This window comes from Brevundimonas fluminis, assembly GCF_003934285.1.
Taxonomy (GTDB): domain Bacteria; phylum Pseudomonadota; class Alphaproteobacteria; order Caulobacterales; family Caulobacteraceae; genus Brevundimonas; species Brevundimonas fluminis.
Genome location: NZ_RQWJ01000004.1, coordinates 441,946 through 457,122, shown reverse-complemented (window position 1 = coordinate 457,122; position 15,177 = coordinate 441,946). Strand labels below are relative to the sequence as shown.

At 70.5% G+C, this 15,177-nt stretch carries 16 protein-coding genes; 13 read left to right on the top strand and 3 right to left on the bottom strand.

The genetic code is table 11. The features are described 5' to 3' along the window. Positions 1 to 7: 7 nt before the first annotated feature. Complete coding sequence (locus EFJ44_RS11280) at positions 8 to 469, bottom strand: peptidylprolyl isomerase (protein WP_125257297.1); 462 nt, start codon at positions 467 to 469, stop codon at positions 8 to 10. 71 nt (positions 470 to 540) lie between these two features. After that, positions 541 to 1,119 (bottom strand): SOS response-associated peptidase family protein, encoded by a 579-nt coding sequence (locus EFJ44_RS11275; protein WP_125257296.1) that lies wholly within the window; start codon positions 1,117 to 1,119, stop codon positions 541 to 543. 80 nt (positions 1,120 to 1,199) lie between these two features. Here EFJ44_RS11275 and EFJ44_RS11270 point away from each other — a divergent pair, with 80 nt between their 5' ends. Further along, positions 1,200 to 1,916: an RlmE family RNA methyltransferase gene (locus tag EFJ44_RS11270; RefSeq protein ID WP_125257295.1), complete on the top strand. Its 717-nt coding sequence runs from the start codon at positions 1,200 to 1,202 to the stop codon at positions 1,914 to 1,916. A 55-nt stretch (positions 1,917 to 1,971) separates the two neighbouring features. Here EFJ44_RS11270 and EFJ44_RS11265 read toward each other — a convergent pair whose 3' ends face one another. Beyond that, on the bottom strand, positions 1,972 to 2,472 hold the full coding sequence (locus tag EFJ44_RS11265; RefSeq protein ID WP_206426904.1) for a hypothetical protein: 501 nt from the start codon (positions 2,470 to 2,472) through the stop codon (positions 1,972 to 1,974). Between the two features lie 91 nt (positions 2,473 to 2,563). Between EFJ44_RS11265 and EFJ44_RS11260 the strand changes: the two genes are divergently transcribed. The 12 genes from EFJ44_RS11260 to secF all read left to right on the top strand — a co-directional run bounded on the left by EFJ44_RS11260 (position 2,564) and on the right by secF (position 15,172). Then, complete coding sequence (locus EFJ44_RS11260; RefSeq protein ID WP_125257294.1) at positions 2,564 to 3,433, top strand: 50S ribosomal protein L11 methyltransferase; 870 nt, start codon at positions 2,564 to 2,566, stop codon at positions 3,431 to 3,433. 54 nt (positions 3,434 to 3,487) lie between these two features. Further along, positions 3,488 to 3,940 (top strand): hypothetical protein, encoded by a 453-nt coding sequence (locus EFJ44_RS11255; protein ID WP_125257293.1) that lies wholly within the window; start codon positions 3,488 to 3,490, stop codon positions 3,938 to 3,940. Positions 3,941 to 3,983: 43 nt separating this feature from the next. Continuing rightward, positions 3,984 to 5,795: an aminopeptidase P family protein gene (locus tag EFJ44_RS11250; RefSeq protein ID WP_125257292.1), complete on the top strand. Its 1,812-nt coding sequence runs from the start codon at positions 3,984 to 3,986 to the stop codon at positions 5,793 to 5,795. After that, on the top strand, positions 5,780 to 6,769 hold the full coding sequence (locus EFJ44_RS11245) for a DUF2272 domain-containing protein (protein ID WP_125257291.1): 990 nt from the start codon (positions 5,780 to 5,782) through the stop codon (positions 6,767 to 6,769). The genes EFJ44_RS11250 and EFJ44_RS11245 overlap by 16 nt, the downstream gene beginning before the upstream one ends. A 76-nt stretch (positions 6,770 to 6,845) precedes the next feature. Beyond that, complete coding sequence (locus EFJ44_RS11240; RefSeq protein ID WP_125257290.1) at positions 6,846 to 7,826, top strand: aldo/keto reductase; 981 nt, start codon at positions 6,846 to 6,848, stop codon at positions 7,824 to 7,826. A gap of 42 nt (positions 7,827 to 7,868) precedes the next feature. Then, positions 7,869 to 9,491 (top strand): serine--tRNA ligase, encoded by a 1,623-nt coding sequence (serS, locus tag EFJ44_RS14035; RefSeq protein ID WP_241209772.1) that lies wholly within the window; start codon positions 7,869 to 7,871, stop codon positions 9,489 to 9,491. Continuing rightward, positions 9,488 to 10,276, top strand: a complete 789-nt coding sequence (gene surE / locus EFJ44_RS11225) for a 5'/3'-nucleotidase SurE (RefSeq protein ID WP_125257289.1) — start codon at positions 9,488 to 9,490, stop codon at positions 10,274 to 10,276. The genes serS and surE overlap by 4 nt, the downstream gene beginning before the upstream one ends. Continuing rightward, entirely contained in the window at positions 10,273 to 10,917 is a 645-nt protein-coding gene (locus EFJ44_RS11220; RefSeq protein WP_125257288.1) for a protein-L-isoaspartate(D-aspartate) O-methyltransferase, read from the top strand. The genes surE and EFJ44_RS11220 overlap by 4 nt, the downstream gene beginning before the upstream one ends. Before the next feature lie 112 nt (positions 10,918 to 11,029). Next, positions 11,030 to 12,106, top strand: coding sequence for a M23 family metallopeptidase (locus EFJ44_RS11215; protein ID WP_241209771.1), 1,077 nt, complete (start codon positions 11,030 to 11,032; stop codon positions 12,104 to 12,106). 137 nt (positions 12,107 to 12,243) lie between these two features. After that, complete coding sequence (gene yajC, locus EFJ44_RS11210) at positions 12,244 to 12,561, top strand: preprotein translocase subunit YajC (protein WP_125257473.1); 318 nt, start codon at positions 12,244 to 12,246, stop codon at positions 12,559 to 12,561. Positions 12,562 to 12,593: 32 nt separating this feature from the next. Then, entirely contained in the window at positions 12,594 to 14,186 is a 1,593-nt protein-coding gene (gene secD / locus EFJ44_RS11205; RefSeq protein ID WP_125257287.1) for a protein translocase subunit SecD, read from the top strand. Continuing rightward, positions 14,186 to 15,172: a protein translocase subunit SecF gene (gene secF / locus EFJ44_RS11200; protein ID WP_125257286.1), complete on the top strand. Its 987-nt coding sequence runs from the start codon at positions 14,186 to 14,188 to the stop codon at positions 15,170 to 15,172. The genes secD and secF overlap by 1 nt, the downstream gene beginning before the upstream one ends. Positions 15,173 to 15,177: the final 5 nt, after the last annotated feature.

Sequence of the window (15,177 nt, the reverse complement as noted above, 5' to 3'; positions counted from 1 at the left end):
GCCGGCCTCAGCTGACCGTGGCCTTGACGATCTTGCCGGGGCTGCGCGGCGGCTCGCCCTTCGGCAGGGCGTCCACATGCTCCATGCCCGACGTCACGTTGCCCCACACCGTGTACTGGCGGTCGAGGAAGGTGGCGTCGTCGAAGCAGATGAAGAACTGGCTGTTGGCGCTGTTGGGATCCGACGTGCGGGCCATGGAGCAGGCGCCGCGCACGTGCGGCTCGGCCGAGAACTCCTGCTTCAGGTTCGGCTTCTTCGATCCGCCCGTGCCGGTGCCCGTCGGGTCGCCGCCCTGGGCCATGAAGCCGGGGATGACGCGGTGGAAGACGACGCCGTCGTAGAAGCCTTCCGAGGCCAGTTCGCTGATGCGCGCGACGTGGCCCGGGGCCAGATCGGGGCGCAGCTTGATGACCACGTCGCGGGCCTCGCCGTCGCCGACGTCGAGGGTGAGGGTCAGGGTGTCGGCCATGGAGGGCTCCTTCGTGAACTGCGGGGGGTCTTACAGGCCGACCGGCGCGGGGGAAAGGGCGTCCCCTGCCGTCACGGCCCGGTGGGCGGAAAGGTCCTGCGGGCGGCGAGGCTGCCCTCCGGCAGAGCGCGGAGAAGATCGGATTCGGAGCGCGTCAGGTCCAGCCATTCCGCGCCGAGGTCCGGCGGAAGCACGACGACCTGTCGACCGTGAAAGGGCGCGACGTCGGGACCGGGCTCGGTGGTGAGAAGGGCGAAGCCGCCGTCACGGACCACCCCGGCCATCCAGAACCAGTCCCTTCCCGTCAGCGTGAAGAGCCACTGGGTCTTGCGCTTCTGCCCCGCCTGAGGATCCGTGAACTCGTAGAAGCCCGAGGCCGGAACCAGGCATCGGACCGCGCCGTCGAAGCGGCGGCCTTCCGAGCGGAAGTTGAAGACCGGGCGGCCGGACGGCCCCTTCCAGCCGAAACGGACCTGACCCAGCTCAGGACCTTCGACGCCGGTCACGACCGGCGCGACGTCGCCGATGGTGATCCGGTCGGCGGGTTCGAAGTTGGGCCGCCCCAGGGGAAACCGCAGCGGGAAGCGGGTATGGCTGAAGGCCTGCTCGACGACGTGGAGCGGCAGCTTCATCTGATACTGGCTGCACATGGGAGGCTCCGGCGCGGGAAGGCGCCAGACTGTCCGACCGGACGCCTTTCGTCGATGGGCCGCCGGTGACATAAGCCCCCATGGCCGGAAACGACGACACGCCGCAGGAACGCCGCCGCATGGTGCGCCCGCCCTCAGGCGGAACCGCCGCCGGGCGCGGCATGGGCGGAAAGATCAAGACGGCCGACACCAAGTCCATGTCCAGCCAGCAGTGGATCAAGCGGCAGCTGTCGGATCCGTGGTCGGAGCGCGCCCGGGCCGAGGGGTGGCGCAGCCGGGCGGCCTTCAAGCTTATGGAGATCGACGACCGGCTGAACCTGATCCGGCCGGGCTCGCGCGTGATCGACCTGGGCGCCGCGCCGGGCGGCTGGGTGCAGGTGGCGCTGCAGCGGGGGGCGAAGGCCGTGGTCGGCGTCGATCTGCTGATGATCGAGGACATTCCGGGCGCCCAGTTGATCCAGGCGGACTTCACTCATCCGGGCGTGGACCGGCAGCTGATCGAGGCGCTGGGCGGGGCGCCGGACCTGGTGCTGTCGGACATGGCCCATAACACGGTCGGCCACCGGCAGACCGACCATCTGAAGATCATCGCCCTGATCGAGATCGCGGCGGATTTCGCCATCCGCACGCTGAAGCCGGGCGGCGCCTTCGTGACGAAGAATTTCCAGGGCGGCGACGCCGGCGGCGTGCTGGCGCGGCTGCGGGCCGAGTTCGACGACGTGCGGCCCATCAAGCCGAAGGCCAGCCGCAAGGACTCGTCGGAGGTCTATCTGGTTGCGCGGGGACGGCGCGGCTGAATCGAAAGGGCCGGGGCTTCGCGCCCCGGCCCCTGGAGTTTCAGAAGACCTGATCTCAGCGCTTGCCGAAGATCATGTCGCTGAGCTTGCCGAAGAAGCCCTTGGGCTCGGCCTTCTTCGCCGGAGCGGGCGCCGCGGCGGCGGGCTTCGAAGCCTCGGCGGGCCTCGGCGCCGGGGCGGCGGCGGGCGCGGGCTTCGGCGCCGCGGCGGGCCTGGCGGCGGCCGGCTTCTTCGCGGCGGGCTTGGCGGCGGGCTTCTTCGCAGCCGGTTTGGCGGCGGCCTTCACCGCCGGCCGGGCGGCCGGCTTCGGCGCGACGGCCTTGGGCGCCGCCGGCTTCTTCGCGGCGGCGGGTTTGGCCGCGGCCTTCGGAGCGGCCTTGGCGGCGGGGGCGGGCTTCGGTCTGGCGACGGCCTTCGGCGCGGCGGCCTTGGCGGTCGACGCCTTGGGCGCGGCCGGCTTCTTCGCGGCCGTGCTCGACTTCGCGGCCGGTTTCGGCTTGGAAGCGGCGGTCGTCGTCTTCGACGCGGCGCTGGACTTGGACGGTGCTTTGGCCATGAACTCCCCGACCCCTCGGATGTGTGTTCGGTCGACGCGGAACCCCTCGTCCCGCGCCTGCTCGATTCGGCATGATAACGAGGTTTGAGAAATGTCCGAGTCCGCCCTGCAAATCGTCGCCAGAGGCCCGCGCGAGGCGGCGGAGGCCGCGGCCGGTCGCCTCGACGCCGACCCGCTGCTGGAAGGCGCGACCTATTCGATCCTGGAGGAGGACGAGGACCTCGGCGTCTGGCGCATCGACGCCTTTCCGACCACGACGGAGGAGGCCCAGGGCATCGAGGCGACGCTGCGCGCGTCCGCCGACCTGGAGGTGACGGTGGAGAAGCTGGCCGACGCCGACTGGCTGGCCATGTCGCTGTCGGGCCTGCCGCCGGTCGAGGCGGGACGCTTCTTCGTCTACGGGGCGCACGACCAGGGCAAGGTGCCCGAGGGCCGGGTGACGCTGAAGATCGACGCCGGCGCGGCGTTCGGCACGGGGCATCACGGCACGACGGTGGGGTGTCTGGAAGCGTTCGACGAGCTGCTGAAGACCGAGACGTTCGACAAGGTGCTGGACGTCGGCTGCGGCACGGGCGTGCTGGCCATCGCGGCGGCGAAGACGGGGTCGGCCGTGGCGGTGGGCACCGACATCGACGAACCGTCGGCCCGCATCGCCAATGAGAACGCCGAGATCAACGGGGCCAAGTGCGACTTCTATTTCGCCGACGGCTTGAGTGATCCGCGCATCGCGCAGCACGTGCCGTATGATCTGGTGTTCGCGAACATTCTGGCGGCGCCCCTGGTGGAGCTGGCGCCGGAGATCGCGGGGGCGTTGAAGCCGGGCGGGACGGCGATCCTGTCGGGTCTGCTGCGGACGCAGGAGGAGCGGGTTCTGGACGCCTATCGACCGCTGGGGTTCGTGGTGGAGCGGACGATCCATCACGACGCCTGGAGCGCGCTGGCGCTGCGCAAGCAGGGTTAAGGAACGCGCAGGCCAGCGGAGCCGTTTCGCCTCCCGAACTGGAGGAGATTCCGCGTGACCTACGTCGACCCCAACGATCCGAACCGCACGACCGTCGTGGTCGAGCCGGCGCCCGTCGTGACCGAGACCACCGAGACGGTGGTGGTGCGCGAATCGAACGTCGGCTGGTGGATCGCCGGCATTCTGGGCGGTCTGGTGATCATCGCCGTGATGTTCATCCTGTTCAGCCGCCAGGCGCCGGAGACCGACGACCAGATCCTGGCCGCCGAGGTCGCGGCGGCCGAGGCCGAAGCCCAGGCGCTGCAGGCCGCGGCGGCCGGCCAGATCGCCGGCGCCCAGGCCAGCGTCGAGGTCGCCCGCGCCAACGCCGCCCGTGCCGAGGCCGACGCCCGGGCCGCCGCCGCGCGCGCCGCCGAGCCGGTGGTCATCGAGCGCGAGGTGCCGGTCCCGACCCCGGCGCCGACCGGCGGGGCCGCCGTGGTCACGCCGACGACGCCGCAGGGCTGATCGCGGGTTTGCGATGAGGCGGGGCGCCGTTAGGTTCCCCGCCATGCGCCAGTCCTTCGACGAAACCACCGATCCGTCCTTCGGGGCGAAGCACCTTCCGCTGGTCCGCGCCCGCATGGCGGAGCAGGGGCTGGACGGCTTCCTGGTCCCGCACGAGGACGAGCACCAGAACGAGTATCTGCCCGAAGCGAACGACCGGCTGGCCTGGCTGACGGGCTTCACCGGCTCCGCGGGCGCGGGCGTGGTGCTGAAGGACCGGGCCGCCGTGTTCGCCGACGGGCGCTACACCGTGCAGGTCCGGGCCCAGGTCGACGCGGGCCAGTTCGAAATCCTGGACCTCGTCGAGGGCGGGGTGCCCGCCTACCTTGAGAAGGCCCCGGAGGGCGCGGTGATCGGCTATGATCCGCGGCTGCACAGCCCGGACGCGCTGGCCGTCCTCAAGCGCTCGGCGGCGAAGGCGGGGGCGGACCTGAAGCCGGTGGAGGTCAATCCGCTGGACCTGGCCTGGGGCGACGCGCGGCCGTCGCAGCCGACGGCGCCGGTCGTGCCGCACCCCGATCGGTATACGGGCGAAAGCGCGGCGTCGAAGCGCAAGCGGATCGGCGCGGCGATCGAGGCGAAGGGGGCCGACTGCGCGGTGCTGACGGCGCCGGCGTCGATCGCCTGGCTCTTCAACGTCCGGGGCGGGGACGTGATCCGCACGCCGCTGCCGCTGGGACAGGCGATCGTGCACGCCAACGGGACGGCGAAGCTGTTCCTCGATCCGCGCAAGGTCACCAACGAACTGCCCGGCTGGCTGGGCGAGGACGTGACGCTGGAGAACCCCGCGTCGGTCGAGGCGTCGCTGGGCGACCTGAAGGGCCGCCGCGTGCTGATCGATCCGGCGCAATCCAGCGCATGGTGGTTCGACCGGCTGGAGGCCGCGGGGGCCGAGATCGTGCGCGGCATGGATCCGTGCGCCCTGCCGCGCGCGGCCAAGAACCCGGTCGAGATCGAGGGATCGCGTCAGGCGCACATCCGGGACGGGGCCGCGCTGGCGCGCTTCCTCCACTGGGTCGACACGGTCGCGCAGCGGACCTTGCCGGACGAGCGCGCGGTGGCCGAGGCGCTTGAGCGGTTCCGTGAGGAGACCGGCGCTCTGAAGGATCTGTCGTTCGACACCATCGCCGGGGCCGGGCCGAACGGCGCCCTGCCGCACTACAAGCCCGTGGCGCGGACGATCCGGCGCATGGAGAAGGGCTCGCTGCTGCTGGTGGACGGCGGCGGCCAGTACCTGGACGGCACCACCGACGTGACGCGGACCGTGGCGGTGGGCGAACCCTCGGTGGACCAGCGGCGCATGTTCACCCTTGTGCTCAAAGGACACATCGCGATGGCGACGGTGCGGTTCCCCGCAGGGACGACGGGGCACCAGCTGGACGCGCTGGCGCGTCTGCCGATGTGGATGCAGGGCTTCGACTACGACCACGGCACGGGCCACGGCGTCGGCAGCTATCTGGGCGTGCACGAAGGACCGCAGCGGATCGCCAAGCTGGTCAACAGCCAGCCGTTGCTGACGGGCATGATCCTGTCGAACGAGCCCGGCTACTACCGGGAGGGGCACTGGGGCATCCGCATCGAGACGCTGCAGGTGGTGACCGAGCCGACCGCCATCGAAGGCGGCGAGCGGCCGATGCACGGGTTCGAGCAGCTGACCTTCGCGCCGCTGGACCGGACGCTGATCGACGTCGACCTGCTGACGGCCGACGAGCGGGCCTACGTGGACGCGTATCACGCCGAGACCCTGACCAAGGTCGGCCCGCTGCTGGACGGCGAGGTGCGGGGCTGGCTGGAGCGGCAGTGCGCGCCGCTCTGATCCTGTTTCTCGCCCTGGCGGCGACGCCGGCGACGGCGCAGGTCGACCGCCTGCCGCGCGAGGCGCTGGACGTCATCCCGCCGGAAAGCCGGGTCGAGGGTCGGCCGGGAGCGATGCGGATCGTCGAGGCGCGCTGCCGGCCCGGCGGCCTGCCCGGGGTGCGCCAGCGGATCGTGGACGTGGCGGCGGGGGAGTGGGGCGTCTTCGGCTTCCAGACCGTGGACGCCACCCAGATCCAGCGGCGGGTGCTGCCGGACGGCGTGGTGGGCGACGCGGCCAATCCCCAACTGGCCGCGCCGCGGCAGGCCCGCCCGCTGAGCCGCGTCGGGCGGTGGGAGAGCGACCCCGCCACCTACGCGATCGTGGCCGGATACTGGTCGGCGACGCCGGACGGTCCGGACGTGGTGGCGCGACAGAACCGCCAGTGGGGCGAGGGCGAGGGCGAGCTGAACTGGGTCGAGCCGTGGTCGGCGGCCTTCATCAGCTGGACGATGTGCGAGTCGGGGCTGGACACGCCGGCGCTGTTCCGGCGCGACATCTCCCACCGGGTGTATGTGGATCAGGCCATCCGCGCGGCGGACGGGGGCGAGCCCGGCGCCGCCTATGAGGCGCACGACCCCGGGGAGCGGCCGCTGCTGCCCGGCGACCTGCTGTGCAACAGCCGGGGCCGCTGGCGCTATGAGACCGTGGCCGACCGCAGGCCGGACGTCGGCGAGTACGCGGGCATGCACTGCGACGTGGTCGTGCGGACTTTCGACGACCGGGTGGCGGTGATCGGCGGCAACGTGATCCAGGGCGTCACCCTGACCCTGATCCCGCTGACGCGGGAGGACGGCCGCCATCCGCGGCCCGTGGGCGCCGGGGATCTGGCGGGCGCGCGGACGCTGTTCGCGCATCTGGTTCTGCGCAGCGACCCGATCCCGGGGGACGCGCTGGACCGGACGCCGACGGTGCGGGCGCTGTCGGCGCCTTGAAATGAGGCCGAACGGCGCCCAACTGACCGGGCGTCCGGCGAGGCGCCGGCTTCCTCACATTTTCAGGAGACGGCGCATGAAGACGCGCACGCTGGGCCCGCGCGGGCCGGAGGTCTCGGCCATCGGGCTGGGCTGCATGGGCATGGCCAGCTTCTACGGCACGCCCTCGGATCAGGCGGCGGCGACGGGGGTTATCCACCGGGCGCTGGAGCTGGGGATCACCTTCTTCGACACGGCGGAGATGTACGGGCCGCACACCAATGAGCGGCAGGTAGGCGAGGCGTTGAAGGACCGGCGCGACAAGGCCTTCGTGGCCACCAAGTTCGGCGTCTACTACGGGCAGGAGCGCGTCAACGACGGGCGGCCGGAGAACGTGCGCCGCGCCATCGAGGGCAGCCTGAGCCGGCTCGGGATGGACCACGTCGACCTCTATTACCTGCACCGCGTGGATCCGGCCGTGCCGATCGAGGAGACGGTCGGCGCGATGGGCGAGCTGGTGAGCGAGGGCAAGGTGCGGTTCCTGGGCCTGTCCGAGGCCGCGCCGGACACGCTGCGCCGGGCGCACATGACGCATCCGATCACGGCGCTGCAGACCGAATATTCGCTGTGGAGCCGCGAGCCGGAGGACGAATTGCTGGCCACGTGCGAGACGCTGGGCGTGGGCTTCGTGCCCTACAGCCCCCTGGGGCGCGGTTTCCTGACGGGACAGATCACGAAGCCGGAAGATCTGGAGGAGGGCGACTTCCGTCGCACGAACCCGCGCTTCAGCGGCGAGAACTTCCAGAAGAACCTCGATCTCGTCGAGGCCGTGAAGGCGATCGCCGCCGACAAGGGCGTGACGGCGGCGCAGCTGGCGCTGGCCTGGGTGCTGGCACAGGGCTCCAACCTCGTCCCCATCCCCGGCACGCGGCGCATCGCGACGCTGGAGGAGAACGCCGCGGCGGTCGACCTGGAGCTGACCGCGGAGGATCTGGCGCGGATCGACGAGGTGTTCCCGAAGGGCGCGGCTTCAGGGACGCGCTATCCGGAAGCCGGGATGAAGGCGGTGAACCGCTGACGGCGGTTGAGCCGGACGGGGCGGGGCGCTAAGCCCCGCTCCATGCATGACGTGAAAGCCATTCGGGACCGGCCCGACGACTATGTGGCCGGGTGGACGCGGCGCGGGGTCGAGGACGCCCGCAAACTGGTCGACGACGTCCTGACGCTGGACCGCGAGCTGCGCGCCGCGCAGACGGCGGGGCAGGAGGCGCTGGCCGCGCGCAACGCCGCGTCCAAGGCCATCGGCGCCGCCATGGGCCGCAAGGACACGGCCGAGGCCGACCGGCTTAAGGCCGAGGTCGAGGGCCTGAAGTCGAAGATCGCCGAGGCCGAGGAGGCGGAACGGACGGTCGGGGCGAAGCTGCGCGACCTGCTGGCGGGTCAGAAGAACCTGGCCGCCGAAGACGTGCCGGACGGCGAGGACGAGAGCGGCAACGTCGAGGTCTCGACCTGGGGCACGCCGCGCAAGACCGGCCCGGCCAGGGATCACGCCGACCTGGGCGAGGCGCTGGGCCTGCTGGACTTCGAGGCGGCGGCGAAGATGTCGGGCGCGCGGTTCGCCGTCCTGAAGGGCGGGCTGGCGCGGCTGGAACGGGCGATCGGCCAGTTCATGCTGGACCTGCAGACGGACACGCACGGCTATCAGGAGGTGAACCCGCCGCTTCTGGTCCGTGACGAGGCGATGTTCGGCACGGGGCAGCTGCCGAAGTTCGGAGAAGATCTCTTTTCCGGTGTGTTCGGCCTGTCGCCTGTGGCAGATTTCGCCGACAGGCAGGCCGAGGAAGCCAGTCTGAACGACTACATCTTGAGCGTCTTGGAGTCGGTCGCAAACGACAGTGACAATGTCACAGCCGAAGCGCTCGACTCTGCCATGCAGCGCGTCAACTTTGCCGACTACGTTATTCGCGGTCGCCGGGGTGACGTTACATATATCGTCGAGACAAAGCGGTTTGCTCGGGACCGGATGGGCTCGTTCGAAGGAATGGCCGCCCGACAGGCCGCTCACTATCTCGAGGGCCTGCTCGCGATGGACCGCGCCGATCCCGTGAGGCGCGTTCAATCCGGAATTCAGGAACGCCGCTGGCTCATCCCCACCGCTGAGGTCTCCCTGACCAACCTCGTGCGCGAGACGATCCTTTCAGAGGACGAACTAGCCCAGCCCATGCGGCTCACGGCGCTGACGCCCTGCTTCCGTGCGGAGGCGGGCTCCGCCGGGCGGGACACGCGGGGGCTGATCCGGCAGCACCAGTTCTCGAAGGTCGAGCTGGTGTCGATCACGCGGCCGGAGGATTCCGAGGCCGAGCACGAGCGGATGACGGCCTGTGCCGAGGCGGTGCTGAAGGCGCTTGAGCTGCCGTTCCGCCGGATGCTGCTGTGCGCCGGCGACATGGGCTTTTCGGCGAAGAAGACCTTCGATCTGGAGGTCTGGCTGCCGTCGCAGGGGACGTTCCGCGAGATTTCGAGCTGCTCGAACTGCGGCGACTTCCAGGCCCGGCGGATGGATGCGCGGTTCAAGCGCGCCGGCGAGAAGAAGACGGAGTTCGTGCACACGCTGAACGGCAGCGGTCTGGCGGTCGGCCGGACGCTGGTCGCCATCATGGAGAATTATCAGGACGAGGGCGGGCGCATCGCCGTGCCCGCCGCTCTGCAGCCTTACATGGGCGGGGTCACGCACGTCGGATGAGGATCCTGCTGACCAACGACGACGGGATCGACGCCGAGGGTCTGGCGTGTCTGGAACGGATCGCGCGCCGGTTCTCGGACGACGTCTGGACCGTGGCGCCGCTGTTCGAGCAGTCGGGCAAGGGGCGGGGGATCACCCTGACGGAGCCGCTGCGGGTGCACGGCTTCGGCGACAAGAGGTTCGCGGTCACCGGCACGCCGACCGACTGCGTCGTGCTGGCGGTCAACGAGATCATGGACGCGCCGCCGGATCTGGTGCTGTCGGGCGTCAATCGCGGGCATAACGTCGGCGAGGACTGCAGCTACTCCGGCACGGTGGCGGGGGCGCTGCAGGGCATGGCCTTCGGCATCCGCTCGATCGCGCTGAGCCAGTCGCTTGAGCGCTTCCACGACGAGGTGACGGCGCACTGGGAGACGGCGGAAGAGTTCGCGCCGGGCATCATCTCGCGCCTGCTGGAGTCGAAATGGTCGCCCGGCGTGGTGATGAATCTGAACTTCCCCGCCCGCCCGCCCGAGCAGGTGAGCGAGGTCGAGGTGACGACGCAGGGCTTCCGCGTCGCCGGCGAGATGGCGGCGGTGAAGCGCACCGACCTGCGCGGGCGCGACTACTGGTGGATGAGCTTCCGCGGGACGAAGCAGGACCACGCGCCCGGCACGGACCTGAGGGCCATGGACGACGGGAAGATCAGCGTCACGCCGCTGCACATCGACCTGACGCATCACGCCAGCGTGCACGACCTCAAGGGCATGCTGGGCGGGGCGCCGCCGAAGCGGGTCGAGGCATGAACCTGCGCGACGACCGGGCGGGGCGTCTGATCCTGCATCTGCGCCAACAGGGGGTCACCGATCCCCGCGTGCTGGCGGCGATGGAGTCGATCGACCGCGCGGTCTTCGTGCACGAGCGGTTTCTGGATCAGGCGTGGGAGGATCAGGCCCTGCCGATCGACTGCGCCCAGACGATCAGCCAGCCCTACATCGTCGGCCTGATGACCCAGGCGCTGGAGGTGCAGCCGCGCCACCGGGTGCTGGAGATCGGCACGGGCAGCGGCTACCAGTGCGCGGTGCTGAGCCGGCTGGCGCGCTACGTCTATTCCGTGGAGCGATATCGGAGCCTGCTGACGGAGGCGGAGCACAAGCTGCGGCTGCTCGGGATCGACAACGTCATCACACGCCACGGCGACGGCGGTCTGGGCTGGCCGGAGCAGGCGCCCTTCGACCGCATCATGGTGACGGCCGCAGCGCCGCACGAGCCGACCGAGCTGCTGAAGCAGCTCAAGCCGGGCGGGATCCTGGTCTGCCCGGTGGGGCGGACCTCGGTGCAGATGCTGAACCGCTACGTCGGCCAGCCGGACGGCAGCTTCAGCCGCGAGAGTCTGGCCGAAGTCCGCTTCGTGCCCCTGGTCGAGGGCGCGGCGAAGGAAGGCTGAGCCGCGGCCGCGTTCATCGGGGCGCCCCAAAATGGCGCCGATTGACGGCTTGGCTGACGGTCGGCTTCCGGGCATTCAGGGGCGACCGGAACCGCAGGCCAAGGGGAGATCCATGACCGCAGGACACGGGATGCGACGGGCCGCCGCGCTGGCGATGCTGGCGCTGGGCGCCGCCGCCTGCTCCACCTATCCGACCGAGCCCCGCTACTCGACCCGGCCGATGCCGATCGCGGTCCAGCCCGCCCCGTCGGGATACGTCGAACCCGCGCCGCAGCCGCAGGCCTACGAGCCGCCGCCCAACGCCGTGGTCCCGCGTGAGGACATCCAGGGCGGCGGTCTCGCCCCGGTCGGCGTGAGCCCGGCCAATCCCTATGATTCGCCGCCGGCCCAGCCCGAGCCGGACTACGCCGACCCGCCGCCGCCCGCGGAGCCGACCTACGCCGCGCCGCCGCCCGCGGCCGGGCCGGCCTATGCGCCCCCGGCGTCCGACCCGCCGCCCGCGCCGGTCGCCGTCGCGGCGGGCGCCAGCTACGAGGTCCAGCCGGGCGACACCCTGTACGGCATCGGCCGACGCTTCCAGGCGCCGATCCAGACCCTGGTCGACCTGAACGACCTCGGCCCGCGCGCGGCGATCCGGCCGGGCATGAGGCTGACCCTGCCCGACAGCGCCGTCGATCTGGGGCCGGAGGAGCGGGCCAGCGGACCGTCGCCGCGCGGCGTGCGCGTGCCGGCCGGCAGCGCGCCGCCGCCCCCGCCGCCGCCTTCGGGCAACGCCGCCACGCCTCGCCCCATGCCTGCGGCGCCGGGCGTTCTGAGCTGGCCGGTGCGGGGCGAGATCCTGAGCCGCTTCGGCGCCACGGGCGTCAGCCAGAGGAACAGCGGCGTCGACATCGGCACCGCCGAGGGCGCCGAGGTCCGCGCCAGCGCGGCCGGGCGCGTCTACTACGTCGGCAACGTGGTGGCGGATCAGGGCCTGACCGTCCTGATCGTGCATCCCGACGGCTGGCGCACCGTCTATGCGCATCTCGGCTCCGAGCGCGTGACCGAGGGGCAGGACGTCGCGGCCGGAGAGGTGATCGGCACCGCCGGGCGGACGCCGGGCAACGGTCCCAGCATGCATTTCCAGGTCTGGCGCATGTTCGGCGACGAGCCGCGGCCGGTCGATCCGCTGACCGTTCTGCCACGGTAGTTTGACGAACGCGCTTCGTCGCGTTGCATCCGGGCGAGGTCGGCCCTAGGTTCCGCGCCTCTTGATTTCGACGGGCCGACAGCGCCCGCACGCCTGGAGTGCGCATGACCGACGCCGCCTCGACCGACCTGATCCTGATGGCCGCCGCGGCCGACCCCGGCATGCTGGGACTGGCGATGCAGTTCCTGCCGTTCATCGGCATCTTCGTGCTGTTCTACTTCCTGCTGATCCGCCCCCAGCAGAAGCGCCAGAAGGAGCACCAGGCCATGATCGGGGCCGTGAAGCGCGGCGACACCGTCGTCATGTCCTCGGGCATGATCGGCAAGGTGACGCGCGTCGAGAACGACGAGGTCATGGTCGAGATCGCCCAGGGCGTGAACGTGCGGGTGGTGAAGGCGATGATCGCCGACGTCCGCAACCGCACCGCCATCGCCGCCAACGACGCCAAGTCCTGAGCGTCTGACCGTCCGACCGGGGCCCTGAAGCCATGATCCATCTGTCCCGCTGGAAGGTGATCCTTCTGGCCCTGTCCGTGGCGTTCGGCGTGCTGTTCGCCTTCCCGAACCTGCTGACCCCCGCGCAGCGCGAGGCGCTGCCCGGCTTCCTGCCGAAGAGCGGCGTCAACCTGGGCCTCGACCTTCAGGGCGGCAGCTATCTGCTGCTCGAGGTCGACGTTTCGGAAATGCAGGCCGCGCGTCTGGAGAACCTGCGCGAGGACGTGGCCGCGAGCCTGCAGACCGCCGGCGTGACGCCAGTCACCACCACGCCGGACGAGGCGGGCGTGACGGTGACCTTCGTCGACCGCGCAGGTCAGGACGCGGCCTTCACCGCCCTGCGTCCGTTGACGCAGTCCGGCGGCCTGAACGCCGTCTCGGAACGCACGATCCAGCGGCTTTCCGACAACCGCGTTCGCGTGGCCTACACGGAGCAGGCGCTTCGGACGATGGGACCGGACGCGGTGACCCAGTCGATCGAGGTGGTGCGCCGCCGGGTCGACGCGCTGGGCACGCGCGAACCGTCGATCACCCGTCAGGGCGCGAACCGCATCGTCGTCCAGGCGCCCGGCGAGAGCGACCCCGCCGCGCTGGAGCGCGTCATCGGCCAGACGGCGCAGCTGACCTTCCAGATGGTCGACGTCGAGAACAGCGTCGAGCAGGCGCTGGCCGGCATCGTGCCGCCTGACGCCGAACTGCTCTACGACGATCAGCAGAACCCCTATCTGGTGAAGCGCCGCGTGCTGGTGTCGGGTGAGAACCTCACCCGCGCCGGCGTGGGCGCCGACCAGAGCGGCCGTCCGGCCATCGACTTCCGCTTCGACGGCGTCGGCGCGCGCCGTTTCGGCGAGGCGACGGCCGCCAACATCGGCAAGCCGTTCGCCATCATCCTGGACGGACGGATCATCTCCGCGCCGACGATCCAGGGCGCGATCCCGAGCGGTGACGGCCAGATCACCGGCAGCTTCTCGATCCAGACGGCGGCCGAACTGGTCACCCTGCTGAACGGGGGCGCCCTGCCGGCGCCGCTGGAGGTGGTGGAGCGCCGGACGGTCACGGCCGAGCTGGGCGCCGACGCCGTTCAGGCGGGGATGATCTCGACCGCGGTCGGCTTCGCCATCATCGTGCTGTTCATGTTCCTGGCCTATGGCTTCCTGTTCGGGGGCATCTCGGTGCTGGGCCTGCTGCTGAACGGCCTGCTGATCATCGCCGCCATGTCGATGACGGGCGCGGCGCTGACGCTGCCGGGCATCGCCGGTCTGATCCTGACCTTCGCCGTGGCGGTGGACGCCAACGTGCTGATCTATGAGCGGATGCGCGACGAGGCCCGACAGGGCCGCAGCGTCATCGCCAGTCTGGACGCCGGCTTCAACAAGGCCATGGGCACGATCATCGACGCCAACCTGACGACCCTCGTCGCGGCCCTGATCATGTTCATCTTCGGCGCGGGCCCGGTGCGCGGCTTCGCCTGGACGCTGACGATCGGCGTCTTCACCTCCATGCTGTCGGCCGTCCTGGTCGCACAGGTGGGTCTGGCCTGGTGGCTGAAGGTCGCCAAGCCCAAGAAACTGCCGATCGCGGAGTGATGGCGATGCGTGGATGGCCCCTGATCAAGCTGCTGCCGACCAAGACGGACTTCAAGTTCGTCAAATATGCGCGCGCCTTCGGCATCCTGTCGGCGGTGCTGTGCGTCGCCTCGATCGTCGGCTGCTTCTATCCCGGCCTGAACCTGGGCATCGACTTCCGCGGGGGTGCCTCGCTGGAGGTCGCCAAGCCCGCCGGACAGGTGCTGGAGCTGGACCAGATCCGGTCGGCGGTCGGTGAACTGGGGCTGGGCGACGTGGGCGTGCAGGGCATCGCCCGGCGCGACACAGGCGTGGTCGACGGCTCGACGGCCATCGTCCGCTTCCAGGTTCCGGAGGAGCAGGATCAGACCGAAGTGGTCCGGAACGTGGAATCCGCGATCAGCGGCGCGGTCGGGCAGGTCACCTATTCCGACGTGGCCGTCGTCGGCTCCAAGGTGTCCAGCGAGCTGTTCATGTCGGGCATGATGGCGCTGGGCGTCGCGACCCTGCTGATGTTCGTCTACATCTGGTTCCGGTTCGAGCCGCAGTTCGGCTTCGGTGCCATCGTCGGTCTGGTGCACGACGTGATCCTGACCTTCGGCCTCATCGCCCTGTTGCGGCTGGAGTTCAGCCTGAACATGGTCGCGGCGATCCTGACCGTCATCGGCTATTCGATGAACGACACCGTCGTGGTCTTCGACCGCCTGCGGGAGAACCTGCGCAAGTACAAGGCCATGCCGCTGCGCGAGGTGATCGACCTGTCGATCAACGAGACGCTGAGCCGCACCATCGTGACCGGCGTCACCGCCATCATGGTCCTGGCCGTTCTGGCCATCTTCGGCGGCGAGGCGCTGTTCGGTTTCTCGATCGCCCTGATGTTCGGCATCATCGTCGGCACCTACTCCTCGATCTACGTCGGCGCGCCGGTGATCCTGCTGTGGGGCGTCAAGCGCGGTGGCGAAGAAGACCCGACCCCCGTCAAGCTGGGCATGGCCAGCCGTCCGTGAGGCGA

Coding starts and splice junctions, on each gene's coding strand:
- EFJ44_RS11250 (WP_125257292.1), top strand. CDS start 3,984: ATGCGCCAGTCCTTCGACGAAACCACCGATCCGTCCTTCGGGGCGAAG.
- EFJ44_RS11270 (WP_125257295.1), top strand. CDS start 1,200: ATGGCCGGAAACGACGACACGCCGCAGGAACGCCGCCGCATGGTGCGC.
- EFJ44_RS11275 (WP_125257296.1), bottom strand. CDS start 1,119: ATGTGCAGCCAGTATCAGATGAAGCTGCCGCTCCACGTCGTCGAGCAG.
- secD (WP_125257287.1), top strand. CDS start 12,594: ATGATCCATCTGTCCCGCTGGAAGGTGATCCTTCTGGCCCTGTCCGTG.
- EFJ44_RS11260 (WP_125257294.1), top strand. CDS start 2,564: ATGTCCGAGTCCGCCCTGCAAATCGTCGCCAGAGGCCCGCGCGAGGCG.
- EFJ44_RS11215 (WP_241209771.1), top strand. CDS start 11,030: ATGACCGCAGGACACGGGATGCGACGGGCCGCCGCGCTGGCGATGCTG.
- EFJ44_RS11265 (WP_206426904.1), bottom strand. CDS start 2,472: ATGGCCAAAGCACCGTCCAAGTCCAGCGCCGCGTCGAAGACGACGACC.
- yajC (WP_125257473.1), top strand. CDS start 12,244: ATGGCCGCCGCGGCCGACCCCGGCATGCTGGGACTGGCGATGCAGTTC.
- secF (WP_125257286.1), top strand. CDS start 14,186: ATGGCGATGCGTGGATGGCCCCTGATCAAGCTGCTGCCGACCAAGACG.
- EFJ44_RS11280 (WP_125257297.1), bottom strand. CDS start 469: ATGGCCGACACCCTGACCCTCACCCTCGACGTCGGCGACGGCGAGGCC.
- EFJ44_RS11220 (WP_125257288.1), top strand. CDS start 10,273: ATGAACCTGCGCGACGACCGGGCGGGGCGTCTGATCCTGCATCTGCGC.
- EFJ44_RS11240 (WP_125257290.1), top strand. CDS start 6,846: ATGAAGACGCGCACGCTGGGCCCGCGCGGGCCGGAGGTCTCGGCCATC.
- serS (WP_241209772.1), top strand. CDS start 7,869: ATGCATGACGTGAAAGCCATTCGGGACCGGCCCGACGACTATGTGGCC.
- surE (WP_125257289.1), top strand. CDS start 9,488: ATGAGGATCCTGCTGACCAACGACGACGGGATCGACGCCGAGGGTCTG.